Here is a 17,340-nt window from a genome sequence, read left to right as displayed (position 1 = left end):
CGTTGATGGTACGGCGGTGCCGCGGAGCCGTTCAGCGCCCCCGGCCGTCGGCTTCGTCACCCCGCGCCGGGCGCCCCCGCGACGGATGCGCCGTGCGGCCCGGATGGGCCGCGCGGTCCTCGATCTCCTTGAGCAGGTCCTGCAGTTCCGACCTGATCCAGTCGCGGGTGGCGACCTCGCCCAGGTTCACCCGCAGCGCCGCGACCTCCCGGGTCAGGTACTCGGTGTCGGCGATGCTGCGTTCGTTCTGCTTGCGGTCCTGTTCGAGGTTGACCCGGTCGCGGTCGTCCTGCCTGTTCTGCGCCAGCAGGATCAGCGGGGCCGCGTAGGACGCCTGGAGCGACAGCATCAGGGTCAGGAAGATGAAGGGGTAGTTGTCGAAGCGCAGCGGCCGGGGCGCGAAGATGTTCCACAGCACCCACAGGATGATGATGATCGTCATCCACACGATGAAGCGCCCGGTGCCCAGGAAGCGGGCGATCCGCTCGGAGAACTTGCCGAAGGCCTCCGGGTCGTAGGCAGGCAGCAGCCTGCGGCGGGAGGCGCGCGGCTGGTCCAGGCGCACCCGGGGGCGGGGCGCGGCGGTGGCGCCCGAGGGGTGCCGGTTCGTCGCCGTGCGTTCGCGCTCGCGGTCGTCAGCGGCCATCGGCGGCCTTCGTCACGCGCCGGACGTGGTCCTCGCCGTACAGCTCGGTCTCCCGCCAGTCCTCGGGCAGCAGGTGGTCGAGGACGTCGTCCACGGTGACCGCGCCGAGCAGCGAGCCGCTCTCGTCGACGACGGGGGCGGAGATCATGTTGTACGTGGCCAGGAAGCTGGTCACCGACGGCAGCGCGGTGTCCGGGGCCAGCGGCTGGAGGTCGGTGTCCACGATGGAGCCCAGCAGGGTGAAGGGCGGGTCGCGCAGCAGCCGCTGGAAGTGCACCAGGCCCAGGTATTTGCCGGTGGGCGTCTCGTCGGGCGGCCGGCACACGTAGACCTGCGCGGCCAGCGCCGGCGACAGGTCCGGGTTGCGGATACGGGCCAGCGCGTCGGCGACGGTCGCGTCGGGCCGCAGCACGATCGGCTCGGTCGTCATCAGCCCGCCGGCCGTGCGCTCCTCGTAGGACAGCAGGCGGCGCACGCCGGCCGCGTCCTGCGGCTGCATCAGGGTGAGCAGCCGCTCCTGCTCGTCGGCGGGCAGCTCGGCCAGCAGGTCGGCGGCGTCGTCGGGGTCCATCGCCTCCAGGACGTCGGCGGCCCGCTCCTCCTTGAGCTTGCTGAGGATCTCCACCTGGTCGTCGTCGGGCAGCTCCTCAAGGACGTCGGCCAGCCGGTCGTCGTCCAGGGCGGCGGCGACCTCGCCGCGGCGCTTGGGCGACAGGTGGTGCAGCACGTTGGCCAGGTCGGCGGGGCGCAGCTGCTCGAAGGTCGCCACCAGGTTCTCGGCGCCCTGGCTGTCCTCGGCGAGGCGGAAGCCGGTGACCGCCGACCAGTCGACGGTCAGCGTCTCGCCCCCCCGTCGCCCGCCACCGCCCTTCCACGGAAGCGCTGCGCGCACCCCTCCCGATCGCCGCAGCGCGCCGCCCTTGCCGCGGCGGATGAAGACCTTGTCGATCTCCCAGTCGCGGCGGGCGGGCAGCTGCACCATCGACACGTCGAGCACGGTGACCTCCTCGCCCGCCTCCTCGCCGGTGGTGGCGCTGGTGGCGCCGCCGCCCTGCGGCAGCCAGCGCAGCCTGCGGTCGAGCAGCTCGCCCAGCACCAGGGTCTCGGTGGGGCGCTGCTCGAAGCGGCGCATGTTCACCACGCCGGTGGTGATCACCTGCCCCGATTCCACGCCGGTCACCCGGGTCATCGGCAGGAAGATCCGCCGCCGGCTGACCACCTCGACCACCAGGCCGAGGACCCGCGGCGGGCGGCCGCCGACCCGCAGCATCACCACGACGTCGCGGACCCGGCCGACCTGGTCGCCGTTGGGGTCGAAGACGGCGACACCGGACAGGTGCGAGACGAAGACCCGGGGGGCGCCTGCCACCATCGGGGCCTCCCTGGGCCTGTCGAACGTCTTCCCAGGCCAGGCTACTCCGGGCCGATCCCTGCTGCCCCGCGGGGTGCTCACCGAGGGTACGCTGCGGTAGCTTCTGCCACGCCAGCAGCCGCCAGCCTCCGAGGGGTCGACTCCACGTGTATCACGGTCGCAGGACCGCCGCCGCCGTCCTCACCGCCCTCGCCTCGGCCCCGCTGCTCAGCGGCTGCCTGGGCCTGGGCGGCGACCCGGACGCCGGTACGAACGGCGTCGCGAAGCTCCCCGCGAAGTCCATCGAGCAGAAGGCCAGTGCCGCCGCCAAGGCCGCGCCGACCGTACGGCTGACCGGCACCGTCGTCAGCAACGGGCAGACGTACCGCCTCGACATGCGGCTGCGCGCCGACGGCGGGGTCGGCGAGGTCACCACCAAGGGCGACACCTTCCAGCTGCTGCGGGTCGGCGACGACCTCTACCTCAAGGCGGCCGCCGACTTCTACGGCACCGGCGACGACAAGGACAGCCAGGCCGCCGCCGCGAAGCTCAACGGCAAATACGTCAAGGTGCCGCCCGGCGACCCGGCGTACAAGCAGTTCAGCGGCTTCACCGACAAGAAGGTGCTGCTCGCCGACCTCTTCGTGCTCGACGGCACCGTCGACGTCGGCGACCACCGCAAGGTCGGCACCACCAAGACCATCGAGCTGACCGGCTCCGCGGGCGGCAGCCTGGACGTCTCCCTCAGCGGCGCCCCCTACCCGCTGCGCTACCAGCGGGCCGGCAATGCGGGCACCCTCACGCTGGTCGACTGGGGCGAGGACTTCGCGCTGGCGGCGCCGGCGAAATCCGACGTCGTCGACTACGGCAGGACGGTCGGCGCCACGCCGACGCCGACGTCCACGCGCAAATAGCTCAGCGCTTGGCCTTGCGGCGGGCCAGCAGCCGGGGGAGTCCCGCCGGCATCGGCTCCCGGGTGGTGGCCGTCGTCGGCAGCGGCACCGCGGCGCCGGAGCCCGCGGGCATCGCGGCCGGGTGCTCGGCCGGGTCGCCCTCGGGGACCAGCCGGAAGAGCGAGCACTCCCGTGCCCAGCGCTCGGTGACCGTGTCGGCGTCCGCGGAGTTGAGCCGCTTCGTGCGCAGCTCGGCGACCGCCGCGGACCACGGCTCGGAGGAGGGGGCGAGCAGTTCCGCCCTGCCCTGCCAGCTGACCAGCCGGCCGCCCTTGTCCTTGCTGCGCACGGTCACCGACGCGGTGGCGCCGTCGGCAAGGCCGGTCGGCAGCGGCTGCTCGGTCAGGCCGCCGCAGAGCACGTACATCGCCCCGTCGATCCAGGCGTGCCACATCGCCAGGCCGTTCACCCAGACCAGGCCGGACTTCTTGGTGGCCTCCTCGATGAGGGCGCCGTGCTCGCTCGTCATGGGCCCAGCGTAGGGCGCCGGGTCCCGCCCAGGGAATGACAGGTGCTCGGGGCGCCCATGGGCCTTACTCTGGTGGGCGCCGCCCGCGCACCGACGCACAGACCCCCAGGAGCACCGTGACCGCCCCGCAGAGCACCTCCGCCGCGCTCCCGGGTGCCGGCCTCCCGGCCGCGGCCGAAGCGCCGGCCGCCGCCGCGGCCTCCCGCGGCACCGACTTCACGCTGCTCGCGGTCGCCATCGCGGGCGTGTCGATGTCGGCGCCGCTGATCGCCGCGACCACCGCGCCCGCGCTGGCCATCGCCTTCTGGCGCAATGCCATGGCCGTCGGGGTGCTCAGCCCCCTCGCCCTGTGGCGGCACCGCGGCGAACTGCGCCGGATGGGCCGCAGGGCGCTCACCTTGTCGGTGGGCGCCGGGGTGGTCCTGGCCCTGCACTTCGGGCTGTGGCTGCCCAGCCTCACCATGACGTCGGTCGCCACCTCGACCGCGCTGGTCACCACCACCCCGATCTGGACCACCCTGATCCTGCGGCTGCGCGGCCACCGACCGCCGGGACTCGTGTGGGCGGGCACCGCGCTCGCCGTCGTCGGCGTGCTGATCCTCACCGGCATCGACATGTCCACCGACACCCGCGCCCTGGCCGGCGACGCCCTCGCCCTGGCCGCGGGCCTCGCGGCGGCCGTCTACATGCTGCTGGGCGCGGAAGTGCGGCGTACCGCGACGACGACCGCGTACACCTACGTCTGCTACTCGACCACCGCCGTGGTGCTGCTCGGCGCCTGCCTGGTGTCGGGTTCCGCGCTCGGCGGCTACGACGGGAAGAGCTGGCTGAAGATCGCCGCCCTGACCGTCGTCGCCCAGCTGCTCGGGCACTCGCTGCTCAACCGCGTCGTACGCGGCCTCGGCCCGTCCACCACCTCGACCGCGATCCTGCTGGAGACCCCGGGCGCGGCCCTGATCGCCGCGCTCTGGCTCGGGCAGACACCGCCCGCCGCCGCGTATCCGGCGCTCGGCGTGATCCTCGCGGGCCTGGCCCTGGTGATCCTCGCCGACCGCAGGAAGCGCGCGTGAGCGTGAGCGCCGTCAGAGCCAGCCGTTGCGCCGGAAACCGCGGTGGATGGCGTAGCAGATGGCCAGGATGACGCCCAGCACCGCCGGGTAGCCGTACCGCCAGCGCAGCTCGGGCATGTGGTCGAAGTTCATGCCGTAGACGCCGGTGATCATCGTCGGGACCGCCAGGATCGCCGCCCACGCGGTGATCTTGCGCATGTCCTCGTTCTGCACGACGGTGGCCTGCGCCAGGTTGGCCTGCAGGATCGAGTTCAGCAGGTCGTCGAAGCCGGTGACCTGCTCGTGCACCCGGGCGACATGGTCGGCGACGTCGCGGAAATACTTCTGGATCTCCGGGTCGACCAGCCGCATCGGCCGCTCGCCGAGCATCTGCATCGGCCGCAGCAGCGGCGAGACCGCCCGCTTGAACTCCAGCACCTCCCGCTTGAGCTGGTAGATCCGCCCCGCGTCTCCGCCGCGCGAGGACTTGCCCGGCTCGGCGGAGAAGACGTCGATCTCGACCTCGTCGATGTCGTCCTGCACCGCGTCGGTCACCGCCAGGTAGTCGTCCACGACCTGGTCGGCGATGGCGTGCAGGACCGCGGACGGGCCCTTGGCCAGCAGCTCCGGGTCGTCCTCCAGGCGGTGCCGCAGCGCACGCAGCGAACCGTGGCCGCCGTGCCGCACGGTGATCACGAAATACCGGCCGGTGAAGACCATCACCTCGCCGGACTCCACCACCTCGCTGGTCGCGGTCAGCTCCGCGTGCTCGACGTAGCGGATCGTCTTGAAGACGGTGAAGAGCGAGTTGTCGTAGCGCTCCAGCTTGGGCCGCTGGTGGGCGTGCACCGCGTCCTCCACGGCCAGCGGGTGCAGCCCGAACTCCTCAGCGATGCCGGCGAACTCCTGCTCGGTCGGCTCGTGCAGGCCGATCCACACGAAGCCGTCACTGCCGTCGCACTGGTCCGACGCGCGCCCGGCCCGTACCGTTTCCAGCGCGTCCCGCAGCCCGATGCTGTCCGTGCACCGCACCCCGTCGCGGTAGACCGCGCAGTCCACCACCGCGCTCGTGCCGGTCACCGCGTCACGCGTCGGGCCGTAGTCGTACGACGCGGGGGACCTGCGCAGCGCGGGACGCACGACTGCGCGGAGATCACGGATCATCGACATGGCAAGCTCCTTCACGGACTGGCCGACGGCATGACGCCGCACTGAACTGAAAAGCTGATGCTGTTGATCAGAATTCGTTGATCACGAGGCAGTTCAGGGCGCTCTTCCGATGCGGGTTCGCTCCGCGGGCGGGCCGAGGCAGATCGCGTTTCACGGCATGGCAGCCGGGTAAGGAACGCGGGGGCTCAGCAGGTCACACGGCGTGCGGGACGGCAGCAAGGGAAGAGCGGCCGGTACTGCACGGTCGACTAGGATCCATGTCAGTCCCCACCTCCTCCGGCCGTTCCCCGCTGGGGGATGACGACGTCACGCGAACGCCCCACCATAGCAAGCCCGGGGGGCACCGATGTCGCGCTCGGCGTGATCCATACGCGTTCTATGCTCGCCGCATGGGTGAAATCCTGGCACTGGTCGAGGCGCGGCTGCGGTCCGCCTTCGGCGAGCCCGACGCCCGCGCGGCCGTCACCTTCGTCGGCGCCGAACGCATCGAGGTCCTCCGCTACACCAGTGATGACCTGGTGCGATACGCCACCCTCGGGATGTCCGCGCAACCCATGGCCGACCCGGTCGCCCCGCTCGCCGACCCGCTGGCCGGCCCGCGCGCCGAGATCGTCCTCACCGTCAGGGCCGGCCGCGCCGATACGTCGGCGGTCCTGCGCCCGCTGGCCGTCGTCGCCGCGTCCCCCCAGGTCGAGGGCGTCGTCCTGGCCCCGGGCAACGCGCTCGACCTGGGCGGACCGCTCTGGCCCGGCGCCCCCTTCACCTCGGTCCTGGTCGCCGAACCCGCCGGCCTCGTCGACGACCTCCCCCTCACCCCGCCCCGCGAGCCGGTCCGCTTCCACCCGCTCCTCCCGATGACCCCGAACGAGGCGGCGTACAAACGCGTCCACGGTGCCGATGCGCTGCGCGCGCTCTGGCTCACTCACGGCACCGACCTCCGCGACCCGCTGCGCGGTGCCGTCCCCCTCACGTAGGGCCCGCGCCCTCCTCACCCGCCGTGGTGGTGCGGCTCCCCTTCGGCAGGCGGCGCCCTTCCGCCGGCCGCGGTGGCTGTGCGGTTCCCTTCGGCAAGGGGGTGCCTCACAGGGGCGCGGGGAACTGCGCGACCAGCCGTCGACGGGCTGCACGTCGTCACCGTGAGGGGCTGTTCGGTCCGTGCCGGACCACCGGCCGGTGGTGGGCTGGTCGCGCAGTTCCCCGCGCCCTTATCAGGCACCCCCTTGCCGAAGAGGCACCCCACACCCACCGCGCCCGGGGACGATGTGCCCCCTGCCGAAGGGGGAACGCTGTAACCCCGGCGCCCGGGGGAGGCGACCCCCCTTGCGCAAGGGGACCGCGGGACCACCGCGCAAGGGGAGGGGCGCCGCCTGCCGAAGGGGAACCCCCCCTGGCCGCCGCGGCCAGCGGATGGTGGGCGCCGCCGGATGGGTGATCGTCCTTGACGAAGGCACCGTGTGGGAGGACCGTGGGGATTTATGAGGGGCGAACCCAGTTGCCCGAAGTGCGGTGGCAGGGTCAGGGCGCCCGGCCTCTTCGCCGACTCCTGGCAATGCGATGTGCACGGCACCGTGTACCCGCTGCAGCCCGTCGTCCCGCCGAGTGTCGAAGGCCTCGGCGTGGTCGTCCACCGGGCGCAGGTACCGGTGTGGATGCCGTGGCCGCTGCCCGTGGGCTGGCTGTTCTCCGGGATCGCCGCCGCCGGTGACGACCGCAGCGGCGGCCGGGCCACCGCCGTCGCCTGCTCGGGGCCCGGACCCTTCGGCGGCCCCGGCGAGCTGATGCTGATCGCCGAGGAGCTGGGCGTCGGCCTGGGCGCCCGCTATGCCGGGATCGACGGCCCCGACCCGGGCCCCAACATGTGCGTGGACAAGCCGCCGCACGCCAAGGTCCTCGCCGCCGGCCGCCCGACGGCCCTGTGGCATGTCAGCGGCGCCCCCGCCGACCGCGTCGTCTTCGCGGGCGAGGCCCGCGGGCTGTGGCTGTGGGCCATCGTCTGGCCCGAGGAGACCGGCCTGCTGATGTACGACGAGCTGGTCCTCACCGACCTGCGCGACGCCGGCGCCGAGGTCGACCTGCTGCCCTGCGGCGCGCTGACCCCCAGGCTGCTGGCCTGAGTCGCCCAAGTCCTGGGAATCGCAGGTCCGCAACGACGGTATCCTTGGCTTGGTCCTCCGTCCGCGCCGTCCCCGGGAGCCTGTGCCGTGCGTATCGACCTGCACACCCACTCCACGGCCTCCGACGGCACCGACACCCCCGCCGAGCTGGTACGCAACGCGGCAGCCGCCGGGCTCGACGTCGTCGCCCTCACCGACCACGACACGGTCGGCGGCTACGCGGAGGCGACCGCGGCCCTCGACGGCACGGCCCTGACACTTGTCACCGGCGCGGAGCTGTCCTGCCGTACGGCCGGCGGCATCAGCGTGCACATGCTGGCGTATCTCTTCGACCCCGCGGAGCCGCGGTTCCACGAGGCCCGCGAGCTGGTCCGGGACGGCCGGGTGCCGCGGGCCCGCGGCATGATCGACAAGCTCCAGGCCCTCGGCGTGCCCGTCACGTGGGAAGCGGTCCAGCGCATCGCCGGCGACGGCTCGGTCGGCCGCCCGCACATCGCCACCGCGATGGTCGAACTCGGCGTCGTCCCCACCGTCTCCGACGCCTTCACCGAGGAGTGGCTCGCCAACGACGGGCGGGCGTACGTCGAGAAGCACGGGTTCGACCCCTTCGAGGCGGTGCGCCTGGTCAAGGCGGCGGGCGGAGTCACGGTCTTCGCGCACCCGGGCGCGCACAAGCGCGGCGAGACGGTGCCGGACGACGTCATCGCGGAGCTGGGCGCCGCGGGCCTCGACGGCCTTGAGGTCGACCACGTCGACCACGACGCCCCCACCCGGCTCCGCCTGCGCGGGCTCGCGGGGGAGCTGGGGCTGCTGACCACCGGCTCCTCCGACTACCACGGCTCCCGTAAGACGGTCGCCCTGGGGGAGTGCGTCACCGACCCCGAGGTCTTCGCGCGGATCGCCGAGCGGGCCACCGGGGCGCTACCGATCTCCGCGGTCTGACCACCGCGGACCCGCCGGCCCCCGCGGGTCCGCGACGACCCGCGCCCCGGGTCGCGCACTTCCCGCGCATGAGCGCGCCGGAGCGTGCCTGGAACGTGCCCTCCGCGGCAGCGAAAGCCCCACGTCCGTCACGACAAGACGAAAGCTTGGCCATGTTCGACTTCACCCTGTTCGGATCCGTGTTCTTCACGCTGTTCGTGATCATGGATCCGCCCGGCATCACGCCGATCTTCCTGGCGCTGACGTCGGGCCGGGCCACCAAAGTGCAGCGGCGGATGGCGCTGCAGGCCGCGAGCGTCGCCTTCGGCGTGATCGCCGTCTTCGGGATCTGCGGGCAGCAGATCCTGGACTACCTGCACGTGTCGGTGCCCGCGCTGCGGATCGCCGGGGGCCTGCTGCTCCTGCTGATCGCCCTCGACCTGCTGACCGGCAAGGCGGACGAGCCGACGCAGACCAAGGACGTCAACGTGGCGCTGGTGCCGCTGGGGATGCCGCTGCTGGCCGGCCCCGGCGCCATCGTCACGGTGATCCTGGCCGTGCAGCACGCGCACGGCGTCGGCGAGCAGTCGTCCGTCTGGCTGGCCATCGTCGCGATGCACGCGGTGCTCTGGCTGACGATGCGCTACTCGCTGGCGATCATCCGGGTGATCAAGGAGGGCGGGGTCGTGCTGGTGACCCGGCTGTCCGGGATGCTGCTGTCGGCGATCGCCGTGCAGTCCATCGCGAACGGCGTCTTCGGCTTCATCCACGGCGAGGGCTGAGACCCGCCGGACCATGGGCCGGACATGCGAAAGCGCCCCGTACGGACCTGCTGTACGGGGCGCCGTTGCGTGAGCCTGCGATCAGTCCGCCGGGCGGATGTAGATGCGCTGGCCGATGGCAGCGGCCTGCTGCACGATCTTGTTGACGGCGGACGCCTCCACGACGGTGCTGTCCACGGCGTCGCCGGTCCTGTCGTCGAGTCGCATGATCTCGAAGCGCATGGGGCTTCTCCCTTCGTCCCTCGTTACATGTGTGGTCAACGAACACCCCCTTCAAAACATTCCCTACCCTAAATAAACTCTTTCGCGGGTGGACTACTTACTGCTGGTAGCACCCTCGCCGGCCCAGAACGCCACGAGCGCGGCAGCCGTCTCGGCCGGCCGTTCGGCGTTGGGGGAGTGCTCCGCGCCCTTGATCACGACGCGCCGGGCACCCAGCCGCTCCGCCATCGCGTCGAGCAGCGGGACCGGCCAGGCGTAGTCCACCTCACCGGACAGTACGAGCTTCGGCAGCGGTACGGCGGCAAGTTCGCCGACCCGGTCCGGTTCTGTCATCAACTGGCGTGCCGTGGCGATCAGTTGTGCGGGCACCGTATTCACCCAGCGGCGGTGCAGGAAGTCCTCGAGCCAGTCCGGGGTCACCGGGTCGGCCCCCGGGTCGGCGTCCAGCGCCCGCATCGCCCGCCAGGCCGTCTCCATGTCCATCGTCGGCAGGTGGTCGATCAGCAGCTGCGTCCTGATCTGCTGGGCCTCGTGGACCTCGGCGGGCCCCGAGCTCATCAGCGTCACCGACGCCCACGGCCCGGGACCGCCGGCGAGCACCGCCGCCCGCACGATGTGGCCGCCCAGCGAGTGGCCCAGCACGTGCGGCGGGCCGCCGCCCTCGGCGGCCAGCGCGGCGCCCTGCGCGGAGACGTCCGCGGCCAGCTCGCGCTGCGCGTAGGCGGCCTCGTCCCGCGGGCCCCCCGACTCGTGCTGGCCCCGGCCGTCGACCGCGACGACCCGGAAACCGGCCGCGGACAGCGGTTCCAGCAGGTCGAGGAAGTCCTCCTTGCTCCCGGTGAACCCGGGCACGAGCAGCGCGGTGCCCTGCCCCGAGGGCGCGTCGGGGGCGGGCGCGGTGTCCAGGACCGCGAACGACCCGCGTGAGGTGTCCAGCCGGCGGGCTGACGTGCGCTCAGGCAGGTCCAGGGAGGTCGGTCGGCTCATGCAGCGAGATTACGCGGTGCATATGTCCGACAGGTTGCCCCTCGGCATGAAACACCCCCGGCCACGTGGGCCGGGGGTGTCCTGTGGGTGACGTGTGGCGTCCGGTCTCAGCTCTCGTCGGCCACGGCGGCCGGCACCTCGGCGACGGCCTTGCGCGTACGCCGGCGCGGCGCCTTGGCCACGGCCTCCTCCGCACCGTCCGCGGGCGCGGGCATCTCGGCGACCGCCTTGCGGGTGGTCCTGCGGCGCTTCGGAGCCTCCTCGATCACCGCGTCCGCCTCGGGCGCGGCGGCCGGGGCCGGCACCTCCGCGGCGGCCTTGCGCGTCCTGCGGCGCTTGGGCGCGTCCTCGGCCACCGCGTCCGCCTCCGGCGCCACGGCCGGTGCGGGCACCTCGGCGACGGCCTTGCGCGTCCTGCGGCGCTTCGGGGCCTCCTCGGTCACCGCGGCGTCCGTGGCCTGCGCCTCCGCGACGATCTCGGCCGGGGCGGCGGCGGCCTTGCGGGTCCGCGGTTTGGCCACGACCGTCTCCGGGGCCTGCGCCTCGGCGACGATGTCGGCCGGGGCGGCTGCGGCCTTGCGCGTACGGCGGCGGGGCGTCTTCGGCGCGGCCTCGGCGGCCTCGGCGACCACCGCGGTGGCCTCGGCGACCACCGCGGCCGCTTCGGCGACGACCTCGACCACGGCCTCGGCGGCCTCCGCCACCGGAGCCACCGCACCCGCGGCACCGCTACGGGTCCTGCGGCGGCGGCGCGGCGTACGCGGACCGCTCTGGCCCTCGGTGTCGGGCGCGGACACCGCGGTCGCCGACTCGGCGGCCTCGGCCGGCGCCGGCACGGTCGGCGAGCCCTCGCCGCCGCGGGTCCTGCGGCGCTGCCGCGGGGTGCGGGTGCGCGCGGGGCGCTCCTCGGCCGGAGCCGCGGCGGGACCTGAACGCCCGCCGCCCGCGGGACGGCGGCCGCGGGCACCGCGCCCACCGGTCTCGCCGAGGTCCTCGACCTCTTCCGCGTCCAGCCCCGCACGGGTCCGGTCGGCCCTGGGCAGTATCCCCTTGGTGCCGGCCGGGATGCCGAGCAGCTCGAAAAGGTGCGGGGAGGTGGAGTAGGTCTCCTCCGGGTCGTTGAACGACAGGTCGAGCGCCTTGTTGATCAGCTGCCAGCGCGGGATGTCGTCCCAGTCGACCAGCGTGATCGCCGTGCCCGACGCGCCCGCGCGGCCGGTGCGGCCGATGCGGTGCAGATAGGTTTTCTCATCCTCGGGCGTCTGGTAGTTGATCACATGGGTGACGCCTTCGACGTCGATGCCGCGCGCGGCCACGTCGGTGCACACCAGCACGTCGACCTTGCCGTTGCGGAAGGCCCGCAGCGCCTGCTCGCGCGCGCCCTGGCCCAGGTCGCCGTGCACCGCGCCGGAGGCGAAGCCGCGCTTCTCCAGCTGCTCGGCCAGGTCGGCGGCGGTGCGCTTGGTGCGGCAGAAGATCATCGCGAGCCCGCGGCCGTCGGCCTGCAGGATGCGCGAGACCAGCTCCGGCTTGTCCATCGAGTGCGCGCGGAAGATGTGCTGCGTGGTGTTCCTGACCGTCGCGCCCTCGTCGTCGGGCGCGGTGGCGCGGATGTGGGTGGGCTGCGACATATACCGGCGGGCCAGGTTGATGACCGCGCCCGGCATGGTCGCCGAGAACAGCATCGTCTGCCGCTTCACCGGCAGCATGCCCATGATCTTCTCGACGTCGGGCAGGAAGCCCAGGTCGAGCATCTCGTCGGCCTCGTCGAGCACCAGGGTGCGGACATCGCGCAGGCTGATCTTCTTCTGCCCGGCCAGGTCGAGCAGCCGGCCCGGGGTGCCGACGACCACGTCGACGCCCTTCTTCAGCGCCTCGACCTGCGGTTCGTACGCCCGGCCGCCGTAGATCGCCAGCACGCGCACCGCGCGGACCTTGCCGGCGGTCAGCAGGTCGTTGGTGACCTGCTGGCACAGCTCGCGGGTGGGGACGACGACCAGCGCCTGCGGCGTGTCGGTCAGCTGCTCGGGCGTGGCGCGCCCGGCCTCGACGTCTGCGGGCACGGTGACCGACTCCAGCAGCGGCAGGCCGAAGCCCAGTGTCTTGCCGGTGCCGGTCTTGGCCTGGCCGATGACGTCGTTGCCCGCGAGGGCGACCGGGAGCGTCATCTCCTGGATCGGGAAGGGCGTGACGATGCCGACGGCCTCAAGGGCCTCGGCGGTCTCGGGAAGAATTCCGAGACTGCGGAAAGTGATGGTGGACAGGATGCTTGCCTCTTCTGTGAGACGCGGCACTGTGCGGCAAGGGGGGTCAAGCAACCGGACACGCCGCAACACGGCGTAGGTCACTGACCGCGCAGAGGTGTCGTACAGCCTTCGAGGGGCTGTGGAGCGCGGGACCGCTGCCCTCGCTCATGCCGCGAGTGGGCGCCCCTCCCGATGTCAGGAGGGCGGTCGGTTCGGAGCCGATCGGGCCACCGACCGGGCATCCAAGGTGTTGCATACGTCGCCCGCCGAGGATCGGAACCAGGCCGACTAACGGCGGGTGCATTACCACTCTACCCCGGAAACACGTAGCTGCACCCGATCAAATGTTTCGTTAGGGACATCATCGGGTCACGTGGAGGGTGTCGGCGGCGGCGCGGGACTTGGTTATTGTGCGCTCCATGGAGACGCCTGACGACACCACCAAGCCCGCCGCCGAGCCTGCCGGCGGGTCAGCGCCCGAGCCCGCGCGGGAGCCCGCCGCGCCGGCCACCGGGATCGCCGCACAGGACTGGACGTCCGCGTCCGCCGACCCCCGCTACCGGGCCGCGGTGGTCGACCTGCTCGGTGCGCTGGCGTACGGCGAGCTGGCCGCCTTCGAACGGCTCGCGGAGGACGCGAAACTCGCCCCCACCCTGGAGGACAAGGCGGAGCTCGCGGCGATGGCCACCGCCGAATTCCACCACTTCCAGCGGCTCCGCGACCGCCTCACCGAGGTCGGCGAGTCGGCCAACCACGCGATGGAGCCCTTCGGCGCGGCGCTGGACGAGTTCCACCGCCAGACGGCGCCCTCGGACTGGCTCGAAGGCCTGGTCAAGGCCTACGTCGGCGACTCGATCGCGTCCGACTTCTACCGCGAGGTCGCCGCCCGCCTGGACACCGACACCCGCACCCTGGTGCTCGCGGTGCTCGACGACACCGGCCATGCCAGCTTCGCGGTGGAGAAGGTGCGCGCCGCGATCGAGGCCGAGCCGCGGGTCGGCGGCCGGCTCGCGCTGTGGGCGCGGCGGCTGATGGGCGAGGCGCTGTCGCAGGCGCAGCGCGTCGTCGCCGACCGGGACGCGCTGTCCACGATGCTCGTCGGCGGTGTCGCCGACGGCTTCGACCTGGCCGAGGTCGGCCGGATGTTCTCCCGCATCACCGAGGCCCACACCAAGCGGATGGCGGCGCTGGGCCTGGCCGCGTAGCACCGCCCGCGCGGGCGGCGGACCCCGGGCCCCGCCCGGCGCCGCCGCCCACGTCGGTGGTGTGCGCCCCTGAGGTGCCCGGGGCCGGGCACCGCGGGATCGCCGGGTGTGCGTCAGGGGCGGCCCGCGTCACGCCCCGTGCGGGGTGACCTTCGCGTGGCGTCCCCGCTTCGGGGGCCTGGCCAGGACGCTCAGGCCCGCGGCCGCTGTCGCGAAGGCCGCCGCCAGGCTCGCCTCGGGGTGGCCGCCGCCGAAGACCGTGTAGGCCACCAGGCCGCCGGTCAGGCCGCCGACCGGGCCGGTGGCCAGCAGCAGGGCGGTCGCCGGCAGGCGGGCGGGGAAGAGGCGGGCCGCGGCGAAGGCCGCGAGCAGGCCGAGCGCGGCATAAGCGACGATCTGCCAGATCATGCGATCCCCTCCGGTGACGCGGCATTGCGGACCGTTCGGTAGACGTCCTACCCCTGGAGGGACCCGGGCGAAACGAAAGGGGCGGCAACCGGACCCAGCCGATTGCCGCCCCCGCTGACCGTTCGTCAGAGAGCGGCGCCGAATCCCACCCTGCGGGCGGCCGGCTCGCCGATCTCGACGTACGCCAGCCGGTCCGCGGGAATGAGCACCTTGCGGCCGTGCTCGTCCTCCAGGGACAGCAGCTTCGCGTCACCGCTCAACGCGTCGGCGACGGCCTTCTCGACTTCGGCCGCCGACTGCGCGCTCTCGATGCTGATCTCGCGCGGCGCGTGCTGCACGCCGATCTTGACCTCCACGGCTTGGATACCTCCGATGGTCTGGCGGTGTGCGCGGTTGGTCGCGCCGTACGCTGCCCAGACTAGCCCGCGGCGGCGGCCGTAAATCCGCGCCTCGTGCACGCCGTGAGCGAACACCGGAGTGCCGCCGTGCGGCGGGCGCCGGCGCCCTCAGCCGTGCTGCGGCCCCCCGGCGCCCTCGGCGCCGTGCAGCGGGAAACCGGCGATACCGCGCCACGCCAGCGACGTCAGCAGCTGCACGGCGGTCTCCCTGGGCACCTCGCTGCGGCTGGCCAGCCAGTAGCGGGCCACCACCTGCGAGACGCCGCCGAGGCCGACGGCCAGCAGCATCGACTGGTCGCGGGACAGGCCGGTGTCCTCCGCGATGACCTCGCTGATCGCCTCCGCGCACTGCATCGCGACCTTGTCGACCCGCTCCCTGACCGCCGGCTCGTTGGTCAGGTCGGACTCGAAGACCAGCCGGAAGGCGCCGCCCTCGTCCTCGACGTAGGCGAAATACGCGTCCATCGTCGCCTCGACGCGCTTCTTGTTGTCCGTGGTGGACGCCAGCGCCCCGCGCACCGACTGGAGCAGTGACTCGCAGTGCTGGTCGAGCAGCGCCAGATACAGCTCGAGCTTGCCGGGGAAGTGCTGGTAGAGCACCGGTTTGCTGACGCCGGCCCGCTCGGCGATGTCATCCATCGCGGCCGAGTGGTAGCCCTGCGCGACGAAGACTTCCTGGGCGGCCCCCAGCAGCTGCTCGCGTCGGGCCCTGCGGGGCAGGCGGGTGCCGCGTGGTCGTGCCTGAGTCTGCTCGATGGCTGTCACGCCGCCTCCCATTTCTGCGGAACGAACGAAGCAACGAACGGAGAAACGAACGAAAGAACGCTGCGCTGGCCATCGTACTTTTGAGTAACGACCTGTGCGCCGTACGGGCGCACATTCTCACGTTCTGGATAATCAGCGCGGAAGCGTCCCCGGCCGCTCAGCGGTAGTCGTCCTCGTCCACCGCGACCACCCGGCGCTGCTCCGCGGTGTCCGCCGGGTCCGCCTCGCCGTCCCGGTCCGCGGGCCGGGCGGTCACCGGGTCGTCGCGGTGCTGCAGCAGCTCGGTGTGCTGCTCCGCGCTGTCCGCCTCCGGCGCCTCCAGGTCCAGATCGTCGTCGAGCGCGCTCTGTACGGCGTCGTTGTCGTCCTCGTCGGCTTCCCGCTCGATATGCGCGATCTCGTCGGACATGGCGCCTCCCTTCCCTCGGTCCCCGCCCCTCCCCCTCCTGGACCCCCTCCTTGGAGCGTAGGAGCACGCGGCCGCGTGCGCAGCGCGTACGGGCGCTCCAAGGCCCCCGGGGCGTCGCCGGACGGCTGATTCTGTGCGGTTCTGTGCGGACGAAGACGCGGCCCCGCACGTGATCGTCTCGTAACATCGAGACATGCCCTCGACGGACTACTCCGAAGCCGCCGCGCCACCGGCGGCCGTGCCCCCGGCGGGCCCCGTGCTCGCCGACGGGGAGACGTCAAGGACGGTGCAGCTGCCCGGCCTGGGCCTGCTGGTTCGCTCCCGTACGCAGCAGGGTCCCGGGTCCGGAGCCGCCGACCTGGAGCCGGCGATGTTCGTGCACGGCCTCGGCGGCTCGTCGCAGAACTGGTCGGCGCTGATGGCCTCGCTCGCCGACAGTGTCGAAGGACACGCACTGGACCTGCCGGGTTTCGGCCATTCCCCACCACCCGACAACGGCGACTACTCGGTCGCCGCCCACGCCCGCGCGGTCGTCAGGCTGCTGGAGGCCGAGAACCGCGGCCCGGTCCACCTCTTCGGCAATTCGCTGGGCGGCGCCGTCACCGTCAAGGTCGCCGCCGCCCGCCCCGACCTGGTCCGCACCCTCACCCTGGTCTCACCGGCACTGCCCGAGCTGCCCCCGCAGACCAGCGCGCTGCCCACCGCGCTCGCCTCCGTCCCCGGCATGGCCGCGCTCTACGTACGCCTCACCCGCGACTGGGCGCCGCAGCGCCGCACCGAGGCGCTGCTGTCGCTCTGCTACGGCGACCCGTCCGTCGTCGGCGGGCCCGAGCGGGCCGCGGCCGCGGACGAATACCAGCGGCGGATCGACCTGCCGTACTTCTGGGACGTCATGATCCGCTCCACCCGCGGCATCGTGAACGCCTACACCCTCGGCGGCCAGCACTCCCTGTGGCGGCAGGCCGAGCGGGTGCTGGCGCCGACACTCCTGGTCTACGGCGTACGCGACAAGCTCGTCTCGGTGCGGATGGCCCGCAGGGCGTCGCGGGCCTTCCGCGACTCGCGGCTGCTGACCATCCCCGGTGGCGGCCACGTCGCGATGATGGAGCATCCTTACCTGGTCGACCGGGCCTTCCGCGACCTGCGCGACGAAATCGCGGCCCGCGCACGCAGTGGTGCCGCCGGGGGTACGGTCACGGCTACGACGGACATGAGCACTGCGGCGAGCGGGAGCTGATCGAGGGC

At 72.8% G+C, this 17,340-nt stretch carries 19 protein-coding genes; 8 read left to right on the top strand and 11 right to left on the bottom strand.

The annotated features are described in order from the left end of the window. Positions 1-31: 31 nt before the first annotated feature. Entirely contained in the window at positions 32-646 is a 615-nt protein-coding gene (locus OG900_14255) for a DUF1003 domain-containing protein (GenBank protein WUH91151.1), read from the bottom strand. Then, the gene (locus tag OG900_14250; protein ID WUH91150.1) at positions 636-2,018 is read right to left on the bottom strand and encodes a CBS domain-containing protein; all 1,383 of its coding nucleotides are present in this window, start codon (positions 2,016-2,018) and stop codon (positions 636-638) included. Before OG900_14250 ends, OG900_14255 begins: the two co-directional genes overlap by 11 nt. Positions 2,019-2,164: 146 nt before the next feature. Here OG900_14250 and OG900_14245 point away from each other — a divergent pair, with 146 nt between their 5' ends. Continuing rightward, positions 2,165-2,911 (top strand): hypothetical protein, encoded by a 747-nt coding sequence (locus OG900_14245; protein WUH91149.1) that lies wholly within the window; start codon positions 2,165-2,167, stop codon positions 2,909-2,911. Position 2,912: 1 nt separating this feature from the next. Here the strand turns inward: OG900_14245 and OG900_14240 are convergent, their stop codons facing one another. Beyond that, positions 2,913-3,419: a hypothetical protein gene (locus tag OG900_14240; GenBank protein WUH91148.1), complete on the bottom strand. Its 507-nt coding sequence runs from the start codon at positions 3,417-3,419 to the stop codon at positions 2,913-2,915. A 221-nt stretch (positions 3,420-3,640) separates the two neighbouring features. On the opposite strand from OG900_14240, the gene OG900_14235 reads away from it, so the two are divergent. Then, a complete protein-coding gene (locus OG900_14235; protein ID WUH95753.1) occupies positions 3,641-4,489 on the top strand; it encodes a DMT family transporter in 849 nt (282 codons plus the stop codon). Positions 4,490-4,501: 12 nt separating this feature from the next. On the opposite strand, the gene OG900_14230 is transcribed toward OG900_14235, so the two are convergent. After that, positions 4,502-5,638, bottom strand: a complete 1,137-nt coding sequence (locus OG900_14230; protein WUH91147.1) for a magnesium and cobalt transport protein CorA — start codon at positions 5,636-5,638, stop codon at positions 4,502-4,504. A gap of 389 nt (positions 5,639-6,027) precedes the next feature. Here OG900_14230 and OG900_14225 point away from each other — a divergent pair, with 389 nt between their 5' ends. The 4 genes from OG900_14225 (at position 6,028) to OG900_14210 (ending at position 9,455) form a co-directional block, all read left to right on the top strand. Further along, positions 6,028-6,612 (top strand): suppressor of fused domain protein, encoded by a 585-nt coding sequence (locus OG900_14225; protein ID WUH91146.1) that lies wholly within the window; start codon positions 6,028-6,030, stop codon positions 6,610-6,612. Positions 6,613-7,113: 501 nt separating this feature from the next. Then, a complete protein-coding gene (locus OG900_14220) occupies positions 7,114-7,752 on the top strand; it encodes a hypothetical protein (protein WUH91145.1) in 639 nt (212 codons plus the stop codon). 87 nt (positions 7,753-7,839) lie between these two features. Beyond that, positions 7,840-8,694 (top strand): PHP domain-containing protein, encoded by an 855-nt coding sequence (locus OG900_14215; protein ID WUH91144.1) that lies wholly within the window; start codon positions 7,840-7,842, stop codon positions 8,692-8,694. A 152-nt stretch (positions 8,695-8,846) separates the two neighbouring features. Beyond that, positions 8,847-9,455 (top strand): MarC family protein, encoded by a 609-nt coding sequence (locus OG900_14210; protein ID WUH91143.1) that lies wholly within the window; start codon positions 8,847-8,849, stop codon positions 9,453-9,455. Positions 9,456-9,536: 81 nt separating this feature from the next. Here the strand turns inward: OG900_14210 and OG900_14205 are convergent, their stop codons facing one another. The 3 genes from OG900_14205 to OG900_14195 form a co-directional block, all read right to left on the bottom strand. After that, positions 9,537-9,677 carry a hypothetical protein gene (locus OG900_14205; protein ID WUH91142.1) on the bottom strand — a complete coding sequence of 47 codons (141 nt, stop codon included), beginning with the start codon at positions 9,675-9,677 and terminating at the stop codon, positions 9,537-9,539. Between the two features lie 93 nt (positions 9,678-9,770). After that, a complete protein-coding gene (locus tag OG900_14200) occupies positions 9,771-10,664 on the bottom strand; it encodes an alpha/beta hydrolase (protein WUH91141.1) in 894 nt (297 codons plus the stop codon). A 107-nt stretch (positions 10,665-10,771) separates the two neighbouring features. Continuing rightward, positions 10,772-12,982: a DEAD/DEAH box helicase gene (locus tag OG900_14195; GenBank protein ID WUH91140.1), complete on the bottom strand. Its 2,211-nt coding sequence runs from the start codon at positions 12,980-12,982 to the stop codon at positions 10,772-10,774. Between the two features lie 338 nt (positions 12,983-13,320). Here OG900_14195 and OG900_14190 point away from each other — a divergent pair, with 338 nt between their 5' ends. Beyond that, positions 13,321-14,115, top strand: a complete 795-nt coding sequence (locus tag OG900_14190) for a ferritin-like domain-containing protein (GenBank protein ID WUH91139.1) — start codon at positions 13,321-13,323, stop codon at positions 14,113-14,115. A 129-nt stretch (positions 14,116-14,244) separates the two neighbouring features. Here OG900_14190 and OG900_14185 read toward each other — a convergent pair whose 3' ends face one another. From OG900_14185 to OG900_14170, 4 genes are all read right to left on the bottom strand, one after another. Further along, the gene (locus OG900_14185; GenBank protein ID WUH91138.1) at positions 14,245-14,523 is read right to left on the bottom strand and encodes a hypothetical protein; all 279 of its coding nucleotides are present in this window, start codon (positions 14,521-14,523) and stop codon (positions 14,245-14,247) included. Between the two features lie 125 nt (positions 14,524-14,648). Continuing rightward, a complete protein-coding gene (locus OG900_14180) occupies positions 14,649-14,879 on the bottom strand; it encodes a DUF3107 domain-containing protein (protein ID WUH91137.1) in 231 nt (76 codons plus the stop codon). Between the two features lie 150 nt (positions 14,880-15,029). Further along, entirely contained in the window at positions 15,030-15,686 is a 657-nt protein-coding gene (locus OG900_14175; GenBank protein ID WUH91136.1) for a TetR/AcrR family transcriptional regulator, read from the bottom strand. A 157-nt stretch (positions 15,687-15,843) separates the two neighbouring features. Next, a complete protein-coding gene (locus tag OG900_14170; GenBank protein ID WUH91135.1) occupies positions 15,844-16,095 on the bottom strand; it encodes a hypothetical protein in 252 nt (83 codons plus the stop codon). Between the two features lie 193 nt (positions 16,096-16,288). Here OG900_14170 and OG900_14165 point away from each other — a divergent pair, with 193 nt between their 5' ends. After that, complete coding sequence (locus OG900_14165) at positions 16,289-17,332, top strand: alpha/beta hydrolase (GenBank protein WUH91134.1); 1,044 nt, start codon at positions 16,289-16,291, stop codon at positions 17,330-17,332. Positions 17,333-17,340 lie beyond the last annotated feature (8 nt).

Origin of the sequence: Streptomyces sp. NBC_00433 (assembly GCA_036015235.1) — a bacterium.
Taxonomy (GTDB): domain Bacteria; phylum Actinomycetota; class Actinomycetes; order Streptomycetales; family Streptomycetaceae; genus Actinacidiphila.
Note: the sequence above shows the minus strand (reverse complement) of the source record. Positions and strands in the feature narration are given on the sequence as shown.

Coding starts and splice junctions, on each gene's coding strand:
- OG900_14230 (WUH91147.1), bottom strand. CDS start 5,638: ATGTCGATGATCCGTGATCTCCGCGCAGTCGTGCGTCCCGCGCTGCGC.
- OG900_14165 (WUH91134.1), top strand. CDS start 16,289: ATGCCCTCGACGGACTACTCCGAAGCCGCCGCGCCACCGGCGGCCGTG.
- OG900_14240 (WUH91148.1), bottom strand. CDS start 3,419: ATGACGAGCGAGCACGGCGCCCTCATCGAGGAGGCCACCAAGAAGTCC.
- OG900_14255 (WUH91151.1), bottom strand. CDS start 646: ATGGCCGCTGACGACCGCGAGCGCGAACGCACGGCGACGAACCGGCAC.
- OG900_14185 (WUH91138.1), bottom strand. CDS start 14,523: ATGATCTGGCAGATCGTCGCTTATGCCGCGCTCGGCCTGCTCGCGGCC.
- OG900_14225 (WUH91146.1), top strand. CDS start 6,028: ATGGGTGAAATCCTGGCACTGGTCGAGGCGCGGCTGCGGTCCGCCTTC.
- OG900_14210 (WUH91143.1), top strand. CDS start 8,847: ATGTTCGACTTCACCCTGTTCGGATCCGTGTTCTTCACGCTGTTCGTG.
- OG900_14170 (WUH91135.1), bottom strand. CDS start 16,095: ATGTCCGACGAGATCGCGCATATCGAGCGGGAAGCCGACGAGGACGAC.
- OG900_14250 (WUH91150.1), bottom strand. CDS start 2,018: ATGGTGGCAGGCGCCCCCCGGGTCTTCGTCTCGCACCTGTCCGGTGTC.
- OG900_14200 (WUH91141.1), bottom strand. CDS start 10,664: ATGAGCCGACCGACCTCCCTGGACCTGCCTGAGCGCACGTCAGCCCGC.
- OG900_14205 (WUH91142.1), bottom strand. CDS start 9,677: ATGCGCTTCGAGATCATGCGACTCGACGACAGGACCGGCGACGCCGTG.
- OG900_14220 (WUH91145.1), top strand. CDS start 7,114: ATGAGGGGCGAACCCAGTTGCCCGAAGTGCGGTGGCAGGGTCAGGGCG.